Origin of the sequence: Vibrio penaeicida, assembly GCF_019977755.1 — a bacterium.
Lineage (GTDB): Bacteria > Pseudomonadota > Gammaproteobacteria > Enterobacterales > Vibrionaceae > Vibrio > Vibrio penaeicida.
Genome location: NZ_AP025144.1, coordinates 152,180 through 172,594, shown reverse-complemented (window position 1 = coordinate 172,594; position 20,415 = coordinate 152,180). Strand labels below are relative to the sequence as shown.

Genomic DNA, 20,415 nt, shown 5'->3' with positions numbered 1-20,415 from the left:
ATCAGGAAGCGATCACATTGATATTGATCTGGTTGTTCAGCGGTTTGATTTTGTCTTTGAGTATTTTAAGCTCTTCGACAATGGCATCATTTAAACGGACTTCTGCTTTCTGGCGAGCCAGAGTCTGCTGCATGCGCTCTTTCTTCGCCAATGTTTGCCTATCTTCTCCACGAGCCATATCCTTAACGACATGATACAACTCGGCAATTGCAGGGTATTCTTTATCGAAGTCAATTCGATCTTCACCCTGCACGTAATCTAGGATGCAATAAACGCGAATGCTGATTTCAGACAGATCACATTGCCCCTGAATTCCAGCCGCGCAAAGAGTATCAACGTTTTCAAAAATGTTGGCATTACGTTTATCAATCGCCAGCGCTTTGTGTTTCGCTTGCAGTTCCTTCTGCTTTTTCAGTTGCAGTAAAAGATAACCTGCGTACGCGGCCAGCCCCAAAATGATGAGCCCACCAATCACAGCTAATACGGTTACTGACATTACTTTCTCGCCTATTCTTTCAAGTTATCTATATCTAGATCTTCGAACTGAGAGAGTAAATCATCGTCAGATTTCGCTTTAGCAGGTGCTTGAAACGCTTCTTCAGTTTCTTCTACTTCTGGTTCCATCAACCCAAGTTGATTCATCAGAACTTCGATACGATCCAGTTTTTCATCCACGAACTGTTGTAGACCTTTACCCAAGCTTTCGCCTGCGTCGATTCGATCTAGTAATACAGCCAGCTGTGCATCATTTTCCAACATTTCAAGCTCTTGCTCAGCGGAAAGACGTCGCTCTTGCTTCGTTGGCTTTTTCGTTGGTTCAATAATCAACGGAATCTTTTTCTTGCTGCCCAAGCGAGGGTCACGTTTTTGACCGTTGCCAGAGTGCTTCGATTCGGAGGCTTCAGAATGACGGCTACCCGACTTCAAACCTTTACGTTTTTTCAGCTTTTTACGCAAGCGACCTTCAACGTCAGATTCGCTGCGATTACGCGTTACAATTACTTCAGGTTCGCCTATTACGGCACCTGGTTTTCTAGATTTTTTACTTCGACTCATTACTGGGTTTCCTCAGTAAAATTACATCATTGCCAATAAACTCGAGTTGGAGTCCGTCCCGTCGCGCTAAGTATTGAAACGTTGCACGACTAAAAAAGATCACATGTGTAAGATCATTTTTATAATGCCATCCAGCAAACGCTTCAAGGCTAATCACCATTTTGGTCATTATCCCTAGCCATCCGCCTGGTTTGACTAAACTCAACCATTGCTGCCACACTTCATCGGGTTGATAGAGGTGTTCTATTACCTCGGTGGCAGTTACGAAATCATACGCTCTTTCAAGTACCCTCTTATCAGGATAATAGTAGAGATCGTAAAGAGAAACGGTATGCCCGCTCTCTTCTAACATGAGAGACAGTGTAGGACCGGGTCCACAACCAAAATCCAGCCCATGCGAATGCGGTTTGACTCGCTCAATTATCGGCGTGGACATTCGGCTCAAAAAACGACGGTATCCTTCATCAGAAGGGTCATTCTCGTGCCAATCATACATGGTCTTTTCTTCTTCTGCCGTCAAGCGCTGATTGGGATCAACAAACACCAATTCGCATTGCTGACATTGATGATAGCGTCGACGACGGTCTTCAAAGTAGTCGGAAGTCTGCGATGAGTCGCAGAGCGGACATACATGCATGTAGGCATCCTCAGTTAGGGATGCGAAACATACCAGAAAGTGAGGTTAGAGTGGAGTTTTATTGAGCACTTTCTGCTTAATCATGGTAAAAAGAGCCGTTGATGGGATTGAAACGCAAAAAGCGGCAAAAAAATCGCCGCTTTTTAGTCTCAATAAAGACAATATAGGGTTGTCTTCAAATAAGGCTTAGTGCAAACCGCCCATGTATTTGGACAGTATGTCGATGTCTTCGTCTGTCAGCTTTTTCGCGATATCACGCATCATTGCGTTCATATCGTTGTTGCGATCTCCGGAACGGAATTTAACCAATTGAGCTTTGATGTAATCAGGATGTTGACCCGACACTTTAGGAAATCCTGAAAGCTCAGTACCGTTACCACGAGGACCATGACAAGCAATACAAGCTGTAATGCCACGTTGCATATCACCAGCGGCGTACAGCACTTTACCGCGATCGACCACTTCATCAGGAGTCGTACTTTCTGCGGTTGTCAGTGACGAATAATAAGCAGAAAGATCTGCGATGTCTTCGTCTGACAATGGAACGGCCATGGCACTCATAGCAGGATCATAACGACCTTGCTTTCCGCCTGTCTGCCCGCCTAGCTTGAGATCTTTTAACTGTTTCTCAAGATATTTGGCATGCTGACCAGCCAGTTTTGGATTAATTGGAATCAAACTGTTACCGTCTGCACCGTGGCAGGCTGCACAAGTAAGAGATTTTGCTTTACCAGCTTCAATACTACCTTGGGCCCATACAGAGCAGCTGGCTAATAAACTCAAGATTAGCACTAATTTTTTCATGACATTCCATTATAATTATCAAGCTTCCAGTACCACATGATGTGGTTGGCTATTGGTACAATAAAACGACCTTATGCCGAGCAGGGATATTTTACACAAATTCACAAAAAAGTAATCAATCGACTACACAAAGACGAGATGGAGTTAACAGTGAGCGCAAAAATTCATTACCAGAACACACATTTTATTACCAGCGCCCCTGACATACGTCACTTGCCAGAGGATAAGGGAATAGAAGTTGCGTTTGCTGGTCGCTCTAACGCCGGTAAGTCCAGTGCACTAAATCGACTAACTAACCAAAGAAGTTTAGCAAAAACCAGTAAAACTCCAGGTCGTACTCAATTAATTAACCTATTTAAAGTATATGACAACTGCCACATTGTTGATCTTCCGGGTTATGGTTTTGCGCAAGTGCCTTTGGAGTTGAAGAAAAAGTGGCACCAGTCCTTAGGTGAGTACCTTCAAAAACGCCAATCGCTTAAAGGCTTAGTGGTTCTGATGGACATTCGCCATCCAATGAAAGATTTGGATCAGCAGCTTATTTACTGGGCTGTAGATTCAGGTATTCCAGTTCAAGTGCTGCTCACCAAAGCCGACAAGCTGAAAAGCGGAGCGAGAAAAGCCTCACTACTTAAAATCCGCGAAGCCGCGTTAGCGTTTGGTGGCGAAGTGAAAGTAGACGCATTTTCTTCTTTGAAAGGCATTGGTGTTGACCAGTTGAGAGCGAAGATGGACGAATGGTTTGCACCAGCTCTAATAGAAGAGAGCGAAGAAGGTGAAATCCCATCACAACCAAATGAAGAATAAGCTGTTTTTCTCTTAGAGACAAAAGTCCCCACCTGTATTGGTGGGGCAACGGGAGAGAAATAGGAGGTATTATTATTATAGGTAAAAAGCATTCATGATCTCCCATCAAAACTCAAGGTCTTTCTATACTTTTTTTTAAAAACTTGCCACCTGACACCTTTTACTATCAGGGCTTATTTGCATAAACCTCTTGTTTCACGCCTTCCATAACCAAATTTCACATCAAGCTTATTTTTCAACAAAAAACATCTTATTGATAATGCGGTTTTTTACTACAAAAAGCTCTTCAGTGAAGAAATCTGAATAAATTTATTTACATGAAATTGAAGTTATTAACTTGGCTTTGAGAGGATTGGTTTGCAAAATTCTAGCGAATACGTTTTGAATTGCATTCCATGAAGAAATGAGTTTGTGTGGAAAAGAGAAGCACTAAATACTCGACATTACAATAATATGTTGTTTTTATTACAATAAAAAACGCCCCAGTCAAAAACTGACTGGGGCGGCTGAATCAGCCTAATCCAATAACGTGAAACAAAAGGTCTGAAAGATAGAACATCTTACCTCTGTACCCTACGAGAGATAATGTACAACATTTACTCAGGGATGAAAACTATTTTTGTAGTTTTTTTTCATCAATAATTTGTAAAAGTACATTAACACTTTATTTTACACGACTTTTTTTAGCTCATAAAAAAGCCAGCATGTGCGCTGGCTCATATATATTTGCTAGATTAGAGCAAGATTTGGCTAGTGAGCTTGATCCCAGTTGTCACCATGCCCTGCTTCCGCCACTAATGGGACATTTAGATCTGCTGCAGATTCCATCAGTTTTTGTACTTTACTTTCAACTTCGGAAAGAACTGACTCTTCTACCTCAAACACCAATTCATCGTGTACCTGCATCAGCAGTTTCACTTTGCCATCGCCTTCAGCTTGTATCCACGCATCCACCAGTAACATGGCTTTCTTAATAATGTCAGCCGCAGTTCCCTGCATAGGGGCGTTAATCGCCGCACGCTCTGCTGCTTTACGACGCATACCGTTACGAGACTTTATCTCTGGTAGATGCAAACGACGACCTTCAAGCGTTTCGACAAACCCTTGCTCTGCTGCATTACTTCGTGTGTCTTCCATGTACTGCATCACACCAGGGTAGCGTTCAAAATATTTATCCATGTATCCCTGCGCTTCACCGCGAGGAATACCAAGTTGTTTAGCAAGACCAAACGCACTCATACCGTAGATGAGTCCAAAGTTGACGGCTTTAGCGCGGCGACGTTGTTCGCTGCTGACCTGCTCAATATCGACGCCCATGACTTCTGCTGCTGTTGCAGAGTGAATGTCCTTCCCTTGGCTAAAGGCATCTAGAAGTGCTTGGTCACCCGATAAGTGCGCCATGATTCTCAATTCGATTTGAGAGTAATCGACCGCGAGAATCTTCCAACCATGAGGAGCGACGAATGCCTGGCGAATTCGTCGGCCTTCTTCATTTCGGATAGGGATATTCTGCAAATTAGGATCGGTAGAAGAGAAACGCCCCGTTGCCGTTACCGCTTGATGATACGACGTATGCACTCGACCTGTTGTTGGGTTGATCATCTTAGGAAGTTTATCGGTGTAAGTAGATTTCAGTTTCGCTAAGCCGCGATACTCTAGAATCACTTTCGGCAACGGATAATCTAAGGCTAAATCTTGCAGGACTTCTTCATTTGTAGAAGGCGCACCCGATGGTGTTTTCTTTAGAACAGGTAGCCCCATTTTCTCAAATAATATGGCTTGAAGCTGTTTTGGAGAACTTAGGTTAAATTTATCGCCAGCAAGCTCATATGCCTTTTGTTCCAGTTCATCCAACCGTACAGCAATTTCTTGTGATTGCGCACCTAATAACATGTCGTCAATAATAACGCCCGTGCGCTCTATACGTGACAGCACTGGAACCAAAGGCATTTCGATGTCTTGGTATATATGGTTAAGCTTTTCATCTTGCTCTAGATTGCTGTAAATACGATTATGCAAACGAAGTGTGACATCCGCATCTTCCGCCGCGTAGGGTGAAGCTTCTTCCAAATCAATTTGATTAAACGTCAGCTGGTTTTTCCCCTTACCTGCGATCGATTCAAAAGACATGCAGCTGTGCTGTAGGAAGCGAAGCGCTAAGCTGTCCATATCGTGTTTACCGCCGACACTGTTATACACATAAGACGCTAGCATGGTGTCGTGCTTGATACCCTGCATTTCAATGTCATAGCGAGCCAATACACTGGCGTCGTACTTCAAGTTCTGCCCCACTTTAGCGACATTACTGTCTTCTAGTAAAGGCTTGAGCTGCTCCAGTACCCAGTCTCGATCCAATTGCTCTGGTGCATCCAAGTAGTCATGTGCGACGGGCACATACGCAGCCACACCTTCTTCTGTAGCGAACGATAAGCCTATAAGATTCGCTACCATGTAATCCAAGCTATCTGTTTCGGTATCAAACGCAATCAGCGGAGCAGCTTTCAGTTTTTCTAACCAAGCGTTAAAGCTCTCTTGTGTTAGGACCGTTTCGTACTGACTGCGATCAATCGAAACAGCGCTGGTATCCATGCTGTCTACAGAAGCAGAAGAAGTAGAGTTTGCCCCAGACGCATTGTTGCCAATGGCTTCTACCTCGCCAGTACCGCCTTCAAGCAATTCATTTAGCCAAGATTTGAAAACCAATTGCCCATACAGCTTGATCAGCTCGTCTTTGTTGGGGGTTTCTTTTTTAAGGGTTTCAGGTGTCTCTTCTAGCTCAACATCCAGTTTAATGGTCGCTAACTCATAAGACAGGTATGCGTTCTCTTTGTTATCTGTTAACTTTTTCGCCATGGTTTTTGAGCCACGAAAGCCAAGAGGTGCAATATCGTCTAAGTTTTCATAGAGCTTACTCAAACCGCCAATGCCTTGTAGCAAAGCCGTTGCGGTTTTATCACCAACACCAGGGACGCCCGGAATGTTATCGACTTTATCCCCCATCAATGCGAGGTAGTCGATAATCAATTCAGGAGGGATACCAAACTTGTCCACAACGCCTTCACGATCCATGACGACATTCGTCATAGTGTTTATCAGTGTGACGTTTTCATCCACAAGCTGCGCCATGTCTTTGTCGCCAGTACTGATCAATACCGGCATTCCCGCTTTTGAAGCTTGAGCGGCCAATGTACCAATCACATCATCGGCTTCAACGCCAGGCACACAGATAAGTGGAAGCCCCATGGCTTTAATAACATTGTGTAAAGGTTCTATCTGACAACGCAAATCGTCAGGCATTGGTGGGCGGTTAGCTTTGTATTCCGGATACATATCATCACGGAATGTTTTGCCCTTAGCATCAAAGATGACCGCAATTCGCTCAGAACTAAATTGGCGCATCATACTGCGCAGCATGTTCACCACGCCATAAACCGCATTGGTCGGTATGTCGCCATTACTCATGGTACCGGGGTATGCGTGAAACGCCCGATAAAGATACGATGAGCCATCAATGAGAATCAAAGGGTTGTCTGGTATGGTTGCCATAATCTGTCTGTCCAAATACAGTGCGAGAAATAATGGGCTTAGAATGCCATGACTCGACTTGGGATACCACGTTCGCAAACTCAAAATGAAGCTGGAGTGCCATTTCTCAGCCAACTGTTAAAGCGAGTCCCAAAAAGCACCTCTAAGAAAGAAGCTTGTTGCGCAACAAATCATAACCATAACTGTGGATAACTCTGTTGGTAAAAGTTACCCACAGATGATTAACAGTCAAAAAAACATGCTTATTTTCTTTTAAAAACCATTAAATACAATCACTTAACCAAATTTAGATCCTAAGATCTTTGATCTTATTATGATCATGCCTTGTGGAAAATAATTTGAGTAAGAGAAAATAATCTAAAAAATCAATAGAAATATTTGACATTTTAATCAGTATTTAGAGTACGGCATTCGAAGGTAATGTAAGAAAGAATCATACTGAGTATTGAGTAGTCGATAACGAACGATCTATGGACCATTTGAGGTGAATTTACCGCCATTTATATGTTCTATACCACTATTCGTGGTTTGTTAAGCTTTCGAGGTAGATTGTGAAGTAGAAGAAAATGAAGCCGTAAGGGAGAGAAAAGTAAATTTTAGATAAAAGAAAGCGACATCTAATGATGTCGCCTAGCAGAAGTGGCCGAAATGATGAAATATATCACTTCGCCTTAAAGCTAAATTACACTGGAAGCAATGTGAGCAATGTCGTGTCATTCAAGAATCAGTGCAAGTTCGCTTGAAACTGAAATCAATTCCTTTTGAACTGTTCCTTATTCCCTAAGACGAGTTCAATAATAATGATTCTCATTTGCAGGTCAATAGCTAAACGAGAATTTTTCTCATTTATTTTTTGATTTTTTTTATGAAATGGATTCGAGACTCTAGGATATCAGGATATTTTTCAACCATATCAACCAGATATCCGTTACGTATTAAGAGACGCAGCATAGACGGAAATTCATTGCGAGACTTCACATTTATTTGCTTATACCCACTTTTTATCGCCCATTTCTCCTGTTCTTCCAGTAAAAGTTGGGCGACTCCTCTTTTTCTTCCTTCGGGTAAAACACCGCCAAACCAGCTATAGAAACTGTCTTTATCCAGTTCGTAGCCTATTTTGAAACCAAGTAGATGGCCATCATCCTCGGCAATGAGAACAAGATTCACCTTATCTTGTAACCTCTTGGCCAAGTTAAGGACGGTTTCCTTGTGCACAAATTCAGGAATAGCGTTCGCTACGTCAATACACTCATCTAGGCTTCCCGTTCGAATTTTCATAACAACTCCAAACAAAAAAGCCGAACCATCAGGCTCAGCTTTTAAATGATAAAAACTACCGGCCAACATTTATTCTGGCTGGGTATTCTCTTTTGCTTGAGCGCCTTCTTCCGCAAGCCACTCAGCCACGTCTTTTGCAAAATAAGTCAGAATACCGTCTGCACCAGCACGCTTAAAGCACAACAGAGATTCAAGTACTGTCTCGCGTTCCTTTAACCAGCCATTCTGAATAGCGGCTTTATGCATCGCATATTCACCAGAGACTTGGTAAGCAAAGGTTGGAACCTGTAATTCGCTTTTTACGCGTCGGACCACGTCCAGATATGGCATTCCTGGCTTAACCATTACCATGTCCGCACCTTCGTTGATGTCCATTGCGACTTCTTGCAATGCTTCATCACTATTCGCAGGGTCCATTTGGTAATTTTTCTTATCGCCACCTTTAAGATTAGATGCCGATCCGACCGCATCACGGAAAGGTCCGTAATAGTGAGAAGCGTACTTCGCAGAATAGGCCATGATTTGAGTATGAATATGGCCCGCCTCTTCTAACGCCTCGCGAATTTTGCCAATTCGACCATCCATCATATCGGAAGGGGCAACTACATCGGCGCCAGCTTCCGCATGAGAGATAGCTTGCTTGATGAGCACTTCCGTCGTCTCGTCATTCAGTACATAGCCATCTTCATCAATGATGCCGTCTTGTCCATGTGTCGTAAACGGGTCTAACGCAACGTCCGTGATCACACCAATATTTGGGATATGCTCTTTTAACAGCTTAACAGCACGCTGCACTAACCCATCGGGGCTATACGCTTCTGTCGCACACAGGCTTTTAGCGTCTTGAGTGACAACAGGAAAAAGCGCAATCGCTGGAACACCCAATTTAGACAAATATTCCGCTTCTTCTAGCATCAAGTCGATCGACAAACGCTCAATGCCCGGCATCGATTCTACTGGCTCGCGTCGGTTCTTACCCATCAAGATAAAGATTGGGTAAATCAAATCGTTAACTGTTACTTGGTTTTCCGCCATTAAACGGCGGCTGAAATCATGCTTTCGCATACGTCGCATACGGCGACCTGGAAATTGACCTTGGATGGAAACAGACACGCTATTCTCCTTGTCTGGAAAAATTCTGGCAGAAACTATATCACTCTCGCCTGATCACGCCAGTAAGAATCGACAAAAATGCCCTTAGACGCAGAGTTTTATAATCCCGAGCATGAGTTTTAAAATCTCAGGTATACTGAGACAAGAATTTTGTCATTAACACTCAAATACCAACATGATAGATACTCACGCTCACATTTACGCCGCAGAATTTGATGAAGACAGAGAAGCCGTTATTACTCGTGCTTTAGAACAAAATATAGACCAAATTTTAATGCCGAATATCGATCTCGATTCGATTGCACCCATGCTAAAAACACAGGAACAATTCCCTGGTGTTTGTCACTCTATGATGGGGCTGCATCCTTGCTACGTGAATGCCGACGTCGAGAGCACTCTGGCTGAAATTTATTCTTGGTTTGATAAACATAATTTCATTGCCGTCGGTGAAATAGGTATTGATCTGTATTGGGACAAAACCTTTAGAACCGAACAAGAAAAAGCCTTCACAACTCAGCTCAATTGGGCAAAAGAGTTAGATTTACCAGTTGTGATCCACACTCGGGACTCCATAGAGCAAACTCTACCTTTACTTGCTAAAGAACAAGATGGTCGCCTTTCTGGTGTATTCCACTGTTTTGGTGGAAGCTTAGAAGAAGCCAAAGCGATCAATGATTTAGGCTTTCATCTTGGCTTAGGTGGTGTGTCTACGTTCAAAAATGGCGGGATGGACAAAGTGATCCCTCATTTAGATATGGATTACGTGATTGTGGAAACCGACTGCCCTTACCTAGCACCTGTCCCTCATCGTGGAAAACGAAACGAGCCCGCTTACACTCAGCTTGTTGCCCAGCGCGTGGCCGATCTTAGAGAATTATCATTAGACCAAGTCGATCAGATAACGACGCAGAATGCGAAAAAACTGTTCCGCTTATCGTAAGACTTGGTGTGAAAACATCGCCTCTAAAAATAAAAACTGCGCTCGAATGGCGCAGTTTTTTTATTCTTCCGGTTGCCCGATTTCTTGAGGTTCTCGTCGCCCATAGAAGCGAGCAAAGAATAGTCCTACCTCGAACAACAAACACATTGGAATCGCCAATAATGTTTGAGAGATCATATCAGGTGGCGTCAGCATCATGCCAACAACAAACGCTGCGACAACGATGTAAGGGCGCTTTTCACTGAGGCTTTTTACGTCCGTAGCGCCAGTCCAGCACAATAAAATAATCGCAACAGGCACTTCAAAAGCAATGCCAAATGCCATAAACAGAGCCAGAACAAAATCTAGATAACTGGATATGTCCGTCGCAAACTCTACGCCACCAAGGGAAATCGCAGTAAAGAAACCAAATACCAGCGGGAAAACCACAAAGTACGCAAACGCGACACCGCAATAGAACAACACTGAGCTCGAAAACAGCAGTGGCATGATCAACTTGCGTTCATGCTTATAAAGACCAGGGGCAACAAAAGCCCAGATCTGATAAAGAATCAAAGGAACAGCAACAAAAATCGACGCCACTAATGTTAACTTCAGAGGCGTAAAGAATGGCGATGCCACATCGGTCGCGATCATCGTCGCACCTTCCGGCAACCTTTCAATTAAAGGCGCGGAAACAAACTCATAGATTTCGTTGGCAAACCAGATCAACCCTAAAAAAACCACCATCACCGACACTATTGCTTTCAATAGTCGGTTGCGCAGTTCAATTAAGTGACTGATCAATGGTTGCGTTTGCTCAACAGAAGACATATCGAACCTCAACAACGGGGATCAAAAAAGAGCTGCCTGATGCAGCTCTTTACTTTACTCATCGGCTTTCTTATCTGAAGGTGCCGGGGCATCTTCTTTACTTGCATAGGGCCTTTGTACATCCTGCGCTGCCTGTTTGAGTTCATCAACAGAGGCTTTTAAATCGGGAGAGAGATCTTCCATCCCCATTTGTTCCGCTTTACGCAGGTTATCTTGCAGCTCTTGCACTTTCAGCTCGTGCGACAATTCGTCTTTAACGTTATTTGCCATGCTTTTCGCTGCACCGACAAATCGAGAAACACTACGAATGGCAACGGGTAACCGCTCCGGACCTAAAACCACAAGCCCGACGACAGATATTAATACCAGTTCCCAAAAACCGATATCAAACACGTGTTACGCCTGCTCTTTGTTTTTAGCGGTATCAGTATCAGAAGTTGCATCTGTTTTCTTCTGTTCGATGTTTTGCGTCTCAAAGTCAGCGTCTTTCTTTTCAGTCGATGCTTTGTCTTCGTCGCTCATCGCTTTTTTGAAGCCTTTTACAGCACCGCCTAAGTCGCCACCAATGTTACGGAGCTTCTTAGTTCCAAACAGCAATAGCACAATAACGGCTATAATAATTAGTTGGGTTACACTAATACCCATTTCGCTCACCTCGGGTTAGTTTTTGTAAAAATATAATCTTTTAAAGAAAGTCTACCGCCTAATTACGGTAAGCACGCCAACTAAACAACCAAAATGTGACACCAACGAGGCCACTGCTTAAAGCAAATGGTTCATATTGACTATCCAGTAAGATAGCCCCGCACACAATTAACGTTGCCCCAATTCCAAATAAAAACCTTCCGGTTCCTTGCTGGCGTTTGGATTGACGGTATCCTTGATAAAGCTTATCCATGCGCTGATCTAAAGCCCTACCTTGCTTAAGGCTATCGTACAACAGCTCAGGCAATTCTGGCAGTTTTTCTGCCCAAAATGGTGCTTTATCTTTTACTGCATTGATCACAGCCTGTGGACCTACTTGATTTGCCATCCAAGTTTCCAGAAATGGCTTCGCGGTTTTCCACAAATCAAGCTGAGGGTAAAGCTGACGCCCCAACCCTTCCACATAAAGAAGCGTTTTCTGCAAAAGTACCAGCTGTGGTTGCACTTCCATATTAAAGCGTCGGGCGGTATTGAAAAGGTTGAGCAGAACATGCCCAAACGAGATCTCACCCAGTGGCTTGGCAAATATCGGCTCACACACCATGCGGATAGCAAATTCAAATTCCTGCACATTGGTGTCGGCGGGTACCCAGCCAGAATCGACATGCAACTCGGCAACTTTGCGATAATCGCGATTGAAAAACGCCAACAAGTTTTCTGCCAAGTAGCGTTGATCTTCTCTGTTCAAGGTACCAACAATGCCACAATCCAAACCAATCCACATTGGATCGTCTGGATGTTCAGGCTTCACAAAGACATTTCCTGGGTGCATATCGGCATGAAAGAAGCTGTCGCGAAATACCTGAGTAAAGAAAACGCTAACAGCGCGCTCAGACAACAGGCTCATGTTCGTGCCGTTAGCGTGAAGCGCCTCTATATCAGACACCTGAATACCATAGATCCGTTCAGATACCATCAAGGTTTCGCTGCTTAAATCCGAAATCACCTCGGGTACATACAGCTCTTTACTGCCTTCAAAGTTGCGTCTTAGCTGTATCGCATTGGCGGCTTCTCGTCTCAGGTCGAGTTCGTCCAGCAAAGTTTTTTCGTATTCTCGAACCACTTCAACAGGCTTTAATCGCCTAGTTTCTGGCAATGCTTTGGCAACGATTTTCGCCATCCGATACATTAACTTCAAATCCGCGTCGATCACGGGTTTGATGTCTGGACGAATAATTTTCAGCACTACTTCGCGTCCGCTGTCTTTCAACTTCGCAGTATGTACTTGGGCAATCGAAGCCGAGGCAAGCGGTTTGATATCAAAATCCGTAAACCAATTATCTAGGCTGCCGCCAAGCGCTTTCTCCATTTGATCTTTCGCTAGCTGACCATCAAAAGGGGCAACTTGATCTTGCAACAACGCCAATTGGTCGGCGATGTGAGGAGGAAAGAGATCGCGGCGAGTCGACATCATTTGACCGAACTTAATCCAAACAGGACCTAGCTCTTGCAGCGCCAAACGAATGCGATTGCCGAGCTCTTTGTCTTGATGTTTGTTTTTAAGCCAAAACAGCCCTTTACGAGCAAGAAGTGGGGCACGGGTAAGGTGATGGTCGGGTAATAATTCATCCAGCCCATATTCAAGCTGAACTTTTACAATTCGATATAGGCGGCGTAATTCAGCTGGTGTCATGCTTTCTCCAGCAGTGCATTAAGGCGAGATTCTGTGCGTGCCACAGCACTGGCAATATCGTCCACTTGATCACAAAAGTGTGCGACTTCAGGAGGAGGAGGCGCAATACGCCACTCTTCCGTCAACACTTGAGCGATATGGTCTTGCTTTTTCTCGGCATTTTTTTTGACCCACTCAACGCTTTGCTTCGCGCTAGAGACAAAAGTATGGGCAATCACATCCCCTGTTACACGAGAAAGCCACTCTTCGAGATCGGGTTTGGCATCCGTCAATAATTGAGAGAACTTTTGTGCCAGTTGAATATCGCCTTCCAGCACCAGTTTGTCTTGTTTGATCAGTTGCGTAATATTCGCCTGTTCACGTAACTCAGGTAAAACACTTAGGCTCAAAGACAGATAACAGTCTGCGTCCCCTTCAAAATGTGCCAGCACGTCAATCTGCTGGCTAAAAATAAAGGTGAGGGTTTTGTTGATTTCTTTTACGTGAACCTGAATCACCTGCCCTTTCAGACGGGTCATGCGTTTCACTAAGGCAGGGTCATCCTGAATCAGGGTATTAAGCGTGGTTTCCACCACAGCGGTGACCAAAGGTTCAAATGGCATAGTAACCTCAGTATTTAAAACCACGGTGTAGTGCAACAATACCGCCTGTTAAATTGTAGTATTTGGTTTGCTCAAAACCCGCTTCATCCATCATGCCTTTCAGTGTTTCTTGGTCTGGGTGCATTCGGATGGATTCCGCCAAATAGCGATAGCTTTCAGCATCGTTGGCAATCAACTCGCCCATTTTAGGCAGTAAATGGAACGAATACGCGTCGTAGACCTTAGAAAGCGGCTCGAATACAGGTTTAGAAAATTCCAGAACCAGCAGACGACCACCAGGCTTAAGCACGCGATACATTGAACGAAGCGCTTTTTCTTTGTCCGTTACATTTCGCAAACAGAAACTAATGGTAATACAATCGAAGTGATTGTCTGGGAAAGGCAGTTCTTCCGCATTGGCTTGAACATAATTAACGTTACCTACGATGCCTTTATCGCGCAGTTTATCGCGACCCACATTCAGCATGGAATTGTTAATATCGGCAAGGATCACGTTCCCTTTTTCACCGACAATACGAGAAAATTTCGCCGTCAGGTCGCCAGTACCACCACCCAAGTCGAGAACACGCTGACCAGGGCGTACGCCGCTGCAGTCAATCGTGAAACGTTTCCACAACCGATGAATACCACCAGACATCAAATCATTCATGATGTCGTATTTCGCTGCAACCGAGTGGAATACTTCGGCCACTTTCTCCACTTTTTCTTCCTTGGCTACGGTTGTGAAGCCAAAATGTGTTGTGTCGTCAACGGGTGAAGCAGGGGTATTCTGAACGTTTGTTTCTGTCATCATTTTTCCTCGTAAACAATCCCTTGGGCATTGCGAGCGCTTAGTCTACTTTATCCTCAAGCGGTTGTCTTTCCACTAACGTGTCATTTTGCGCGATTTCCAACAGGGTATCTGGAATACTACGTTTAACTTCGACCCCAAGATCTTTGAAACTCTCCGCTTGCCGCACAACGTTGCCTCTTCCGGTAGCCAATTTGTTCATGGCACCCTGAAAATTCTGATTGGCTTTATCCAGTGCTCCGCCCAAACTCTCCATGTCGGTTAGGAATAGTCGGAGTTTGTCGTACAACTTGGCGGCTCGCTCAGCTATGATTTGCGCGTTTTGATTTTGTCTGTCATTGCGCCATAAATTGTCGATGGTTCGTAGAGCCACCAGCAAAGTGGTTGGGCTCACTATGATGATATTGTGCCTCATGGCGTCTTTCACCAAACTTGGGTCGGCTTGAATGGCAACCTGAAATGCGGGTTCAACTGGCACGAACATCAGCACGTAATCCAAGCTTTGAATGCCTTTGAGTTTCTGGTAATCCTTTTGACTGAGCCCTTTTATGTGCGCACGTAACGCAAGTAGGTGCTCACTTAATGCTGCATCGCGTTCAGAATCGGTATCGGCGTGAAAATAACGTTCGTAAGCGACTAACGCCATTTTGGAATCCACAACCACTTGCTTGTCGTGGGGTAAGTGAACAATCACATCGGGCTGATAACGCTTGCCAGCTTCGTCTTGTAAACTGACTTGCGTTTGGTATTCGTGCCCTTCACGAAGACCCGATTCCGCCAACACACGAGCCAACACAACTTCGCCCCAATTCCCTTGCTGCTTATTGTCCCCTTTCAGCGCTTGAGTCAAATTCAGGGCTTCTTGTGCCATTTGCTCATTGAGCTTTTGTAAGTTACGAAGTTCGTGCACCAAGGTATGACGCTCTTTGGCTTCATGCCCAAAGCTGTCCGACACTTGTTTTTTAAACCCTTCAATCTGATCTTTGAGTGGATTGAGTAACCCTTCTAAACTTTGGCGATTTTGTTGGTCAACTTTAGCGGTTTTATTTTCAAAAAGTTGATTGGCTAAGTGTTCAAATTGTTGTTTGAGTCGTTGCTCTGCGTTCTCCAGCAACGCTAACTTTTCCTCACTGGCTTGCTGGGCTTGATGATGGCGTGCATCCTGTTCACGCTGGCTGGCTTGTGCTTCTGCCAGTTCACGTCGGAGCTGGTCGACGGTTGTAGCCAGTGCTTGTTTCTCTTGGCGAAGTGAATCTAGTTGCCTCAATTTTTCCATCGCGACCAACATTTTTCCATGAGTCTGTTTTAACTCAAAGGCAGATTGGTCTCGGGCATTATCAAGTTCATCCAGATCTTGCTGTGCAGAAGCAAGTTGCTCGGCGGTTTTTTGGTGGAGTTGTTTCTCTGTCTCCAGTTCTTGCTCTTGGCGCTGGAGTTCCAGCCGCATTTTTTGTTTCACCCACCAGCCTGAAATGATCATTCCAGTGACAAAAATGCCAAAAGCGCTTAAAAGAAGCTGCTGATTCTCCACTATCCACTGCATAATGTTTGCCTAAGTTTTTGACTTAACTCTTTGATAGTATTTTTACACTGGATAAATGTCCAGTTTTTGGCTTCAGTCCAATCCATTTTCGCGCCCAGAAGTAAGGAAAAATGAAGAATGAAAAATGAGCGACAGGCGTTGATTTATGGCATAAGTGCCGTGCTTTTATGGTCTACGGTTGCCACCGCGTTCAAATTGACGTTAGCGGAATTTACCCCAATCCAGATGCTTACTGCGGCCAGTTTGGTTTCGGCCATTGCGTTGTTTGTGATTTGCGGTGTTCAGGGAAACCTCGGCCAGTTAAAAAATACATATGCCGCTAACCCTTGGTTTTATTTGTTGCTTGGGCTCATCAACCCACTCTTCTACTATTTGATTCTTTTCAAAGCTTACGACTTGTTGCCCGCTTCACAGGCCCAGCCCCTCAATTACAGTTGGGCAATCACACTGACATTAATGGCGGCGGTGTTTTTAGGGCAAAAGATTCGTAAACAAGACTGGGCGGCATGCCTACTTGGTTATGCTGGCGTTGTCGTTATTGCAACCAAAGGTAATGTGCTCGCGCTGGAATTTGAAAACCCAATGGGCGTTGGATTAGCTCTGCTTTCCACTGTTTTATGGGCTGGGTATTGGATATTAAACACCAAAAACAAAGCCGATCCTGTATTGGGTGTATTACTTGGGTTTCTCGTCGCGTTGCCGTTTGCTTTCGCCATCAGTTTTTATGAAGGAGCCAGTTGGGAGCACATTAGCCTGAAGGGCTGGGTAGCCGTAACGTATGTCGGGCTCTTTGAGATGGGTGTGACATTTGTTTTATGGCTAAGTGCCCTTAAGGCAACGGAAAATACCGCACGAATCAGCAACCTCATATTCACGTCACCGTTTATTTCGCTTATGTTGCTCGCGACCATTATTGGCGAAGAGATTCACCCTTCTACCTTTATTGGGTTGGTGATGATTGTCGTTGGTTTACTCATTCAGCAAATAAAGCGTAAGCCTAAAGCGAGCCAAAAAGCCTAAATATACTCACACCACCTCAAGATACTAGGTTCAGCGAGAATTGCTTGGTTTTCAGGCAAGGCACCAATTTGCAGATCTAGTGGTTCTAAATCAAGAATTGGTAACGCAGAATGAAAACCAAGCAAACTCGCCCTTGGGAGCTCATCTTCTGTCCCATTTCATCGTCAAAAAACTTGGAAAGGACTCGTCATTCCACTGCGTTCTTTTCCTTGAAATGAAACAGAAGATGGAGCTCTGAATCCTGCACCTTGAGGTGGTGTGAGTATATACCCAAATGACAAAACGGCACCTCATCGGTGCCGTCTGCTTTGGAATTAAACCCGCTCAACTCACTTTATTCGTCGTCGATTGTGATCAACTCTTCCGACTCTTCTTCAACCTGCTTACCTATCGTGTGAAGCGTGTGGAACGTACGTCGACCATAAGCAATTTTGTGATATTTTAACCACACATTTTCAAGCTTTGTCTTGGCTTTTCCGGGGTTTTCCAGCACCTTAAGAAAGTGTTTTTCTTCGCTGTTTTCAGGTTCTAATTCACCATGCTGTAACGCATTGAGTGTATCACCATAAGTAGTGAGAAGATCGCACTCCATAAGAGTGAAGTCGCCGGATTTTCCAAATCCACGTGGAAACTTCTTATTATCGAAAAAACGTTTTTGTCCAACACGAACTTCGATGTCTGACATAGTTGCCTCAGATATTGATACAAATTAAAAGGTGTCGTATGAGGTGAAAATTAGGACGTAAACTGAAAAAAGAAAAACAAATTATTTTTATCGTAAACACAAAAATCTATTATTGATTTGTGAGCCCCGTAGATCTAAAAATGCATATAAAAAATACTGGTTCCAATGAACGTTAATTGGGTATCAAAACGGCTAAGCCACTCTGGATAAATTATGGATGTAAAAGTATTCCGTACGTTTCTCGAAGTTGCACGAGTTCGTCACTTTGGACGAGCTTCAGAAAACCTCTATATCACTCAAGCTGCTGTCAGTGCTCGGATCAAGCAGTTAGAAAGCTATTTCGATACCAACTTATTCATTCGCGATCGGAACAGCATTAAGCTTACCAGTGCCGGAGAGAAGTTGATTTCCTACGCGGAGATCATGGTAAACACGCTTCAGCAAGCCAAAACCGAACTCTCTTTAGCAGAAGATAAATCAATCCAATTAACTTTGGCTGGCACGCCCAACATCTGGGATGCGTATTTGCAGAACTGTTTGAGTGTTATCGCTGACACGTTTAGCGGCTATGCCTTTCAAGCAGAAGCGTTAGCGAGAGAAAACCTTAACCGGCGTTTATTGGAAAAAACGCTCGATATGGCGTTTGCCTTTGACCCCCTCAAATCAGACGAACTGGCTTGTAAGAAAGTGGCTGACTTGGTTCTGCTTTTGGTGTCGACGGAAAAAACCGATGCTCATGGTGCTCTAAACAATCGCTACGTGTACGTTGACTGGGGAACTCGATTTGCTTCGGAACACGCCGATCGGCATCGCAAGCTTGCTCCGCCATTACTTAGAACATCCACTGCTCGTATTGCATTGGATTTTATCTTGGATAAGGGTGGCGCTGCCTATCTGCCGGCTTCGATTGTTGAACCCTTCGTAGCTTCTGGTCAGCTTCATCAAATCAAAGACATAGAGCCGTGGTATAGACCTATTTACCTGAGTTATCGCAAGGACACATCGGCCATTGAAGCGGTGCAACGTATCGAAGGCATGGTAAAAGACATCGACCCACTCACCGCATTCAGCTTGCAACAAGCTGGCGAAATGGGCGTTTAGCTTCTAGTCGTCCAGCAACCTTCAGCAATATGCCCTACCTAACATAAAAAAGGAGCGCCTCATTAGGCGCTCCTTTTAGACTCATTGCTCTTATTCCGACATTTTATTTTTTATAATGTTCGTACACCTTGTTAAAGGCGGCGTAGAAGGCTTCCATCAAATGTTCGTCGTACACTGGGTGCGTGTGAAATACCAACGTAGTTTCACCGAGCGTTTTTGCCATCGGGCAATCCGCTTGCCATTCTTCTAATGAAGGTGACCCCTCCATATTGGCAAACGCTTGCTCTTTATAGATCTCAGGCCAAGGAACAGGGTACGCAGGTACCCCTTCAGCAGCCATCGCATTAGCAAACGTTTTGATGTCGCAATCCAGCAGAGACATATCCAAAATGTACGGTGCCCACCAGTAAGAGTTCACTCTCTTTTCATCGTCAATAGGCAGATGTGACACCAAAGGATGCTCTTCCAACAAAGCAGTCAAACGCTTACCATTCTTGATGCGCTGTTCTAAATTACCACTGTTAAACTTCGCTAACTCTTTGATGCCAATCGCCGATTGAATCTCAGTCATTCTGAAGTTGAAACCCAATCTCACGTGAATGTAGGGCAGCTTCTGTTCCAATTCAAACAGGTGCAGTCGCTTTTCAACATCAAAGCCGTGGTCTCGGAACGAACGACATTTCCACGCTAGATCTTCAGAACCGACAAAAATCGCACCGCCTTCACCACCAGTGGTGATGTGCTTGCTTTGACAGAAGCTAAAACACCCTGCATCACTCACGGTACCCAATAGCTGACCATCGTATTGCGACCCTAGTGCCTGCGCACAGTCTTCAATCACCAGCAAGTTATGAGCTTTTGCAATGGCATTGATAGCGTCCATATCGCTGGGTACACCAAAAGTATGGACAACAAGAATGGCTTTGGTTTTTGGCGTAATATGACGCTCTAGCTTACTGGCATCCAATGTGTGGCTTTCGTCCACATCGGCAAAAACAGGTTTAGCACCGGCTTGCATGATGGAAAAAGCAGAGGCAATAAACGTGTATGGCTGACAGATTATTTCGTCGCCGTCACTGATACCCAAGGAGGTGAATGCCGTATGCAAAGCCGACGTGCCATTGGTGGTCGTGATCACATGACCATCACCAAGGTAAGATTCAAGATCGGCCTCAAACTGGCGACCTCGGTTGCCCGTCCAGTAGTTAATTTCTCCGGTTTCTAAAATGTTCTCAATGTCTCCCAGTACCGATTTATCCAAACTCGGCCACGCTGGAAGCGGCTCAGAAACAATCGGCTCACCACCTAATAATGCTAAGGTTTTATTACTCATTTTCTA

The 20,415-nt window shown here is 44.4% G+C and carries 21 protein-coding genes; 4 read left to right on the top strand and 17 right to left on the bottom strand.

Annotated features, from left to right (window positions below; all coding sequences use genetic code 11):
- Position 1: 1 nt before the first annotated feature.
- The 4 genes from LDO37_RS00780 to LDO37_RS00765 form a co-directional block, all read right to left on the bottom strand.
- Positions 2-496 (bottom strand): DUF2489 domain-containing protein, encoded by a 495-nt coding sequence (locus tag LDO37_RS00780; RefSeq protein WP_126606102.1) that lies wholly within the window; start codon positions 494-496, stop codon positions 2-4.
- 11 nt (positions 497-507) lie between these two features.
- Entirely contained in the window at positions 508-1,056 is a 549-nt protein-coding gene (yihI, locus tag LDO37_RS00775; protein ID WP_126606101.1) for a Der GTPase-activating protein YihI, read from the bottom strand.
- Positions 1,043-1,693 (bottom strand): class I SAM-dependent methyltransferase, encoded by a 651-nt coding sequence (locus LDO37_RS00770; RefSeq protein WP_126606100.1) that lies wholly within the window; start codon positions 1,691-1,693, stop codon positions 1,043-1,045. Before LDO37_RS00770 ends, yihI begins: the two co-directional genes overlap by 14 nt.
- Positions 1,694-1,879: 186 nt before the next feature.
- Entirely contained in the window at positions 1,880-2,497 is a 618-nt protein-coding gene (locus tag LDO37_RS00765) for a c-type cytochrome (protein ID WP_126606099.1), read from the bottom strand.
- Between the two features lie 150 nt (positions 2,498-2,647).
- On the opposite strand from LDO37_RS00765, the gene yihA reads away from it, so the two are divergent.
- Positions 2,648-3,304, top strand: coding sequence for a ribosome biogenesis GTP-binding protein YihA/YsxC (yihA, locus tag LDO37_RS00760; RefSeq protein ID WP_101114550.1), 657 nt, complete (start codon positions 2,648-2,650; stop codon positions 3,302-3,304).
- Between the two features lie 511 nt (positions 3,305-3,815).
- On the opposite strand, the gene LDO37_RS30385 is transcribed toward yihA, so the two are convergent.
- The 4 genes from LDO37_RS30385 to hemB all read right to left on the bottom strand — a co-directional run bounded on the left by LDO37_RS30385 (position 3,816) and on the right by hemB (position 9,244).
- Complete coding sequence (locus LDO37_RS30385) at positions 3,816-3,863, bottom strand: hypothetical protein (protein ID WP_438356636.1); 48 nt, start codon at positions 3,861-3,863, stop codon at positions 3,816-3,818.
- Positions 3,864-4,054: 191 nt separating this feature from the next.
- Positions 4,055-6,850, bottom strand: a complete 2,796-nt coding sequence (gene polA / locus LDO37_RS00755) for a DNA polymerase I (protein ID WP_126607808.1) — start codon at positions 6,848-6,850, stop codon at positions 4,055-4,057.
- 846 nt (positions 6,851-7,696) lie between these two features.
- Entirely contained in the window at positions 7,697-8,131 is a 435-nt protein-coding gene (locus LDO37_RS00750; protein WP_126607816.1) for a GNAT family N-acetyltransferase, read from the bottom strand.
- A 69-nt stretch (positions 8,132-8,200) separates the two neighbouring features.
- A complete protein-coding gene (hemB, locus tag LDO37_RS00745; protein ID WP_126607809.1) occupies positions 8,201-9,244 on the bottom strand; it encodes a porphobilinogen synthase in 1,044 nt (347 codons plus the stop codon).
- Between the two features lie 175 nt (positions 9,245-9,419).
- On the opposite strand from hemB, the gene LDO37_RS00740 reads away from it, so the two are divergent.
- Positions 9,420-10,184: a TatD family hydrolase gene (locus LDO37_RS00740; protein WP_126607810.1), complete on the top strand. Its 765-nt coding sequence runs from the start codon at positions 9,420-9,422 to the stop codon at positions 10,182-10,184.
- Between the two features lie 60 nt (positions 10,185-10,244).
- On the opposite strand, the gene tatC is transcribed toward LDO37_RS00740, so the two are convergent.
- Genes tatC through rmuC form a run of 7 tightly spaced genes read right to left on the bottom strand, consistent with a single transcriptional unit; the run spans position 10,245 to position 16,270 of the window.
- Positions 10,245-10,997, bottom strand: coding sequence for a twin-arginine translocase subunit TatC (gene tatC / locus LDO37_RS00735; RefSeq protein ID WP_101114554.1), 753 nt, complete (start codon positions 10,995-10,997; stop codon positions 10,245-10,247).
- 54 nt (positions 10,998-11,051) lie between these two features.
- Positions 11,052-11,390, bottom strand: coding sequence for a Sec-independent protein translocase protein TatB (gene tatB, locus LDO37_RS00730; protein ID WP_126607811.1), 339 nt, complete (start codon positions 11,388-11,390; stop codon positions 11,052-11,054).
- Between the two features lie 3 nt (positions 11,391-11,393).
- Positions 11,394-11,642, bottom strand: coding sequence for a Sec-independent protein translocase subunit TatA (gene tatA, locus LDO37_RS00725; protein ID WP_101114556.1), 249 nt, complete (start codon positions 11,640-11,642; stop codon positions 11,394-11,396).
- 58 nt (positions 11,643-11,700) lie between these two features.
- Positions 11,701-13,335: a ubiquinone biosynthesis regulatory protein kinase UbiB gene (gene ubiB, locus LDO37_RS00720; RefSeq protein WP_126607812.1), complete on the bottom strand. Its 1,635-nt coding sequence runs from the start codon at positions 13,333-13,335 to the stop codon at positions 11,701-11,703.
- Positions 13,332-13,937 carry a ubiquinone biosynthesis accessory factor UbiJ gene (locus tag LDO37_RS00715; protein ID WP_126607813.1) on the bottom strand — a complete coding sequence of 202 codons (606 nt, stop codon included), beginning with the start codon at positions 13,935-13,937 and terminating at the stop codon, positions 13,332-13,334. The genes ubiB and LDO37_RS00715 overlap by 4 nt, the downstream gene beginning before the upstream one ends.
- Positions 13,938-13,944: 7 nt before the next feature.
- Entirely contained in the window at positions 13,945-14,727 is a 783-nt protein-coding gene (gene ubiE / locus LDO37_RS00710) for a bifunctional demethylmenaquinone methyltransferase/2-methoxy-6-polyprenyl-1,4-benzoquinol methylase UbiE (RefSeq protein WP_101114559.1), read from the bottom strand.
- A 40-nt stretch (positions 14,728-14,767) separates the two neighbouring features.
- Positions 14,768-16,270, bottom strand: a complete 1,503-nt coding sequence (rmuC, locus tag LDO37_RS00705) for a DNA recombination protein RmuC (RefSeq protein ID WP_126607814.1) — start codon at positions 16,268-16,270, stop codon at positions 14,768-14,770.
- Between the two features lie 117 nt (positions 16,271-16,387).
- Here rmuC and LDO37_RS00700 point away from each other — a divergent pair, with 117 nt between their 5' ends.
- Positions 16,388-17,290, top strand: a complete 903-nt coding sequence (locus LDO37_RS00700; protein WP_126607815.1) for a DMT family transporter — start codon at positions 16,388-16,390, stop codon at positions 17,288-17,290.
- 334 nt (positions 17,291-17,624) lie between these two features.
- On the opposite strand, the gene LDO37_RS00695 is transcribed toward LDO37_RS00700, so the two are convergent.
- Positions 17,625-17,975 (bottom strand): DUF413 domain-containing protein, encoded by a 351-nt coding sequence (locus LDO37_RS00695; RefSeq protein ID WP_101114562.1) that lies wholly within the window; start codon positions 17,973-17,975, stop codon positions 17,625-17,627.
- Positions 17,976-18,188: 213 nt separating this feature from the next.
- On the opposite strand from LDO37_RS00695, the gene LDO37_RS00690 reads away from it, so the two are divergent.
- A complete protein-coding gene (locus LDO37_RS00690) occupies positions 18,189-19,076 on the top strand; it encodes a LysR family transcriptional regulator (RefSeq protein ID WP_126610207.1) in 888 nt (295 codons plus the stop codon).
- Positions 19,077-19,179: 103 nt separating this feature from the next.
- Here LDO37_RS00690 and LDO37_RS00685 read toward each other — a convergent pair whose 3' ends face one another.
- Positions 19,180-20,409 carry a DegT/DnrJ/EryC1/StrS family aminotransferase gene (locus tag LDO37_RS00685; RefSeq protein WP_101114564.1) on the bottom strand — a complete coding sequence of 410 codons (1,230 nt, stop codon included), beginning with the start codon at positions 20,407-20,409 and terminating at the stop codon, positions 19,180-19,182.
- Positions 20,410-20,415: the final 6 nt, after the last annotated feature.

What these genes read in the sequence shown, in the direction of transcription:
- yihI (WP_126606101.1), bottom strand. Translation starts at nt 1,056, where the DNA reads ATGAGTCGAAGTAAAAAATCTAGAAAACCAGGTGCCGTAATAGGCGAA.
- LDO37_RS00750 (WP_126607816.1), bottom strand. Translation starts at nt 8,131, where the DNA reads ATGAAAATTCGAACGGGAAGCCTAGATGAGTGTATTGACGTAGCGAAC.
- LDO37_RS00740 (WP_126607810.1), top strand. Translation starts at nt 9,420, where the DNA reads ATGATAGATACTCACGCTCACATTTACGCCGCAGAATTTGATGAAGAC.
- LDO37_RS00700 (WP_126607815.1), top strand. Translation starts at nt 16,388, where the DNA reads ATGAAAAATGAGCGACAGGCGTTGATTTATGGCATAAGTGCCGTGCTT.
- LDO37_RS00770 (WP_126606100.1), bottom strand. Translation starts at nt 1,693, where the DNA reads ATGCATGTATGTCCGCTCTGCGACTCATCGCAGACTTCCGACTACTTT.
- ubiE (WP_101114559.1), bottom strand. Translation starts at nt 14,727, where the DNA reads ATGACAGAAACAAACGTTCAGAATACCCCTGCTTCACCCGTTGACGAC.
- rmuC (WP_126607814.1), bottom strand. Translation starts at nt 16,270, where the DNA reads ATGCAGTGGATAGTGGAGAATCAGCAGCTTCTTTTAAGCGCTTTTGGC.
- polA (WP_126607808.1), bottom strand. Translation starts at nt 6,850, where the DNA reads ATGGCAACCATACCAGACAACCCTTTGATTCTCATTGATGGCTCATCG.
- LDO37_RS00715 (WP_126607813.1), bottom strand. Translation starts at nt 13,937, where the DNA reads ATGCCATTTGAACCTTTGGTCACCGCTGTGGTGGAAACCACGCTTAAT.
- ubiB (WP_126607812.1), bottom strand. Translation starts at nt 13,335, where the DNA reads ATGACACCAGCTGAATTACGCCGCCTATATCGAATTGTAAAAGTTCAG.
- LDO37_RS00685 (WP_101114564.1), bottom strand. Translation starts at nt 20,409, where the DNA reads ATGAGTAATAAAACCTTAGCATTATTAGGTGGTGAGCCGATTGTTTCT.
- tatC (WP_101114554.1), bottom strand. Translation starts at nt 10,997, where the DNA reads ATGTCTTCTGTTGAGCAAACGCAACCATTGATCAGTCACTTAATTGAA.
- LDO37_RS00690 (WP_126610207.1), top strand. Translation starts at nt 18,189, where the DNA reads ATGGATGTAAAAGTATTCCGTACGTTTCTCGAAGTTGCACGAGTTCGT.
- LDO37_RS00780 (WP_126606102.1), bottom strand. Translation starts at nt 496, where the DNA reads ATGTCAGTAACCGTATTAGCTGTGATTGGTGGGCTCATCATTTTGGGG.
- LDO37_RS00695 (WP_101114562.1), bottom strand. Translation starts at nt 17,975, where the DNA reads ATGTCAGACATCGAAGTTCGTGTTGGACAAAAACGTTTTTTCGATAAT.
- tatA (WP_101114556.1), bottom strand. Translation starts at nt 11,642, where the DNA reads ATGGGTATTAGTGTAACCCAACTAATTATTATAGCCGTTATTGTGCTA.
- LDO37_RS00765 (WP_126606099.1), bottom strand. Translation starts at nt 2,497, where the DNA reads ATGAAAAAATTAGTGCTAATCTTGAGTTTATTAGCCAGCTGCTCTGTA.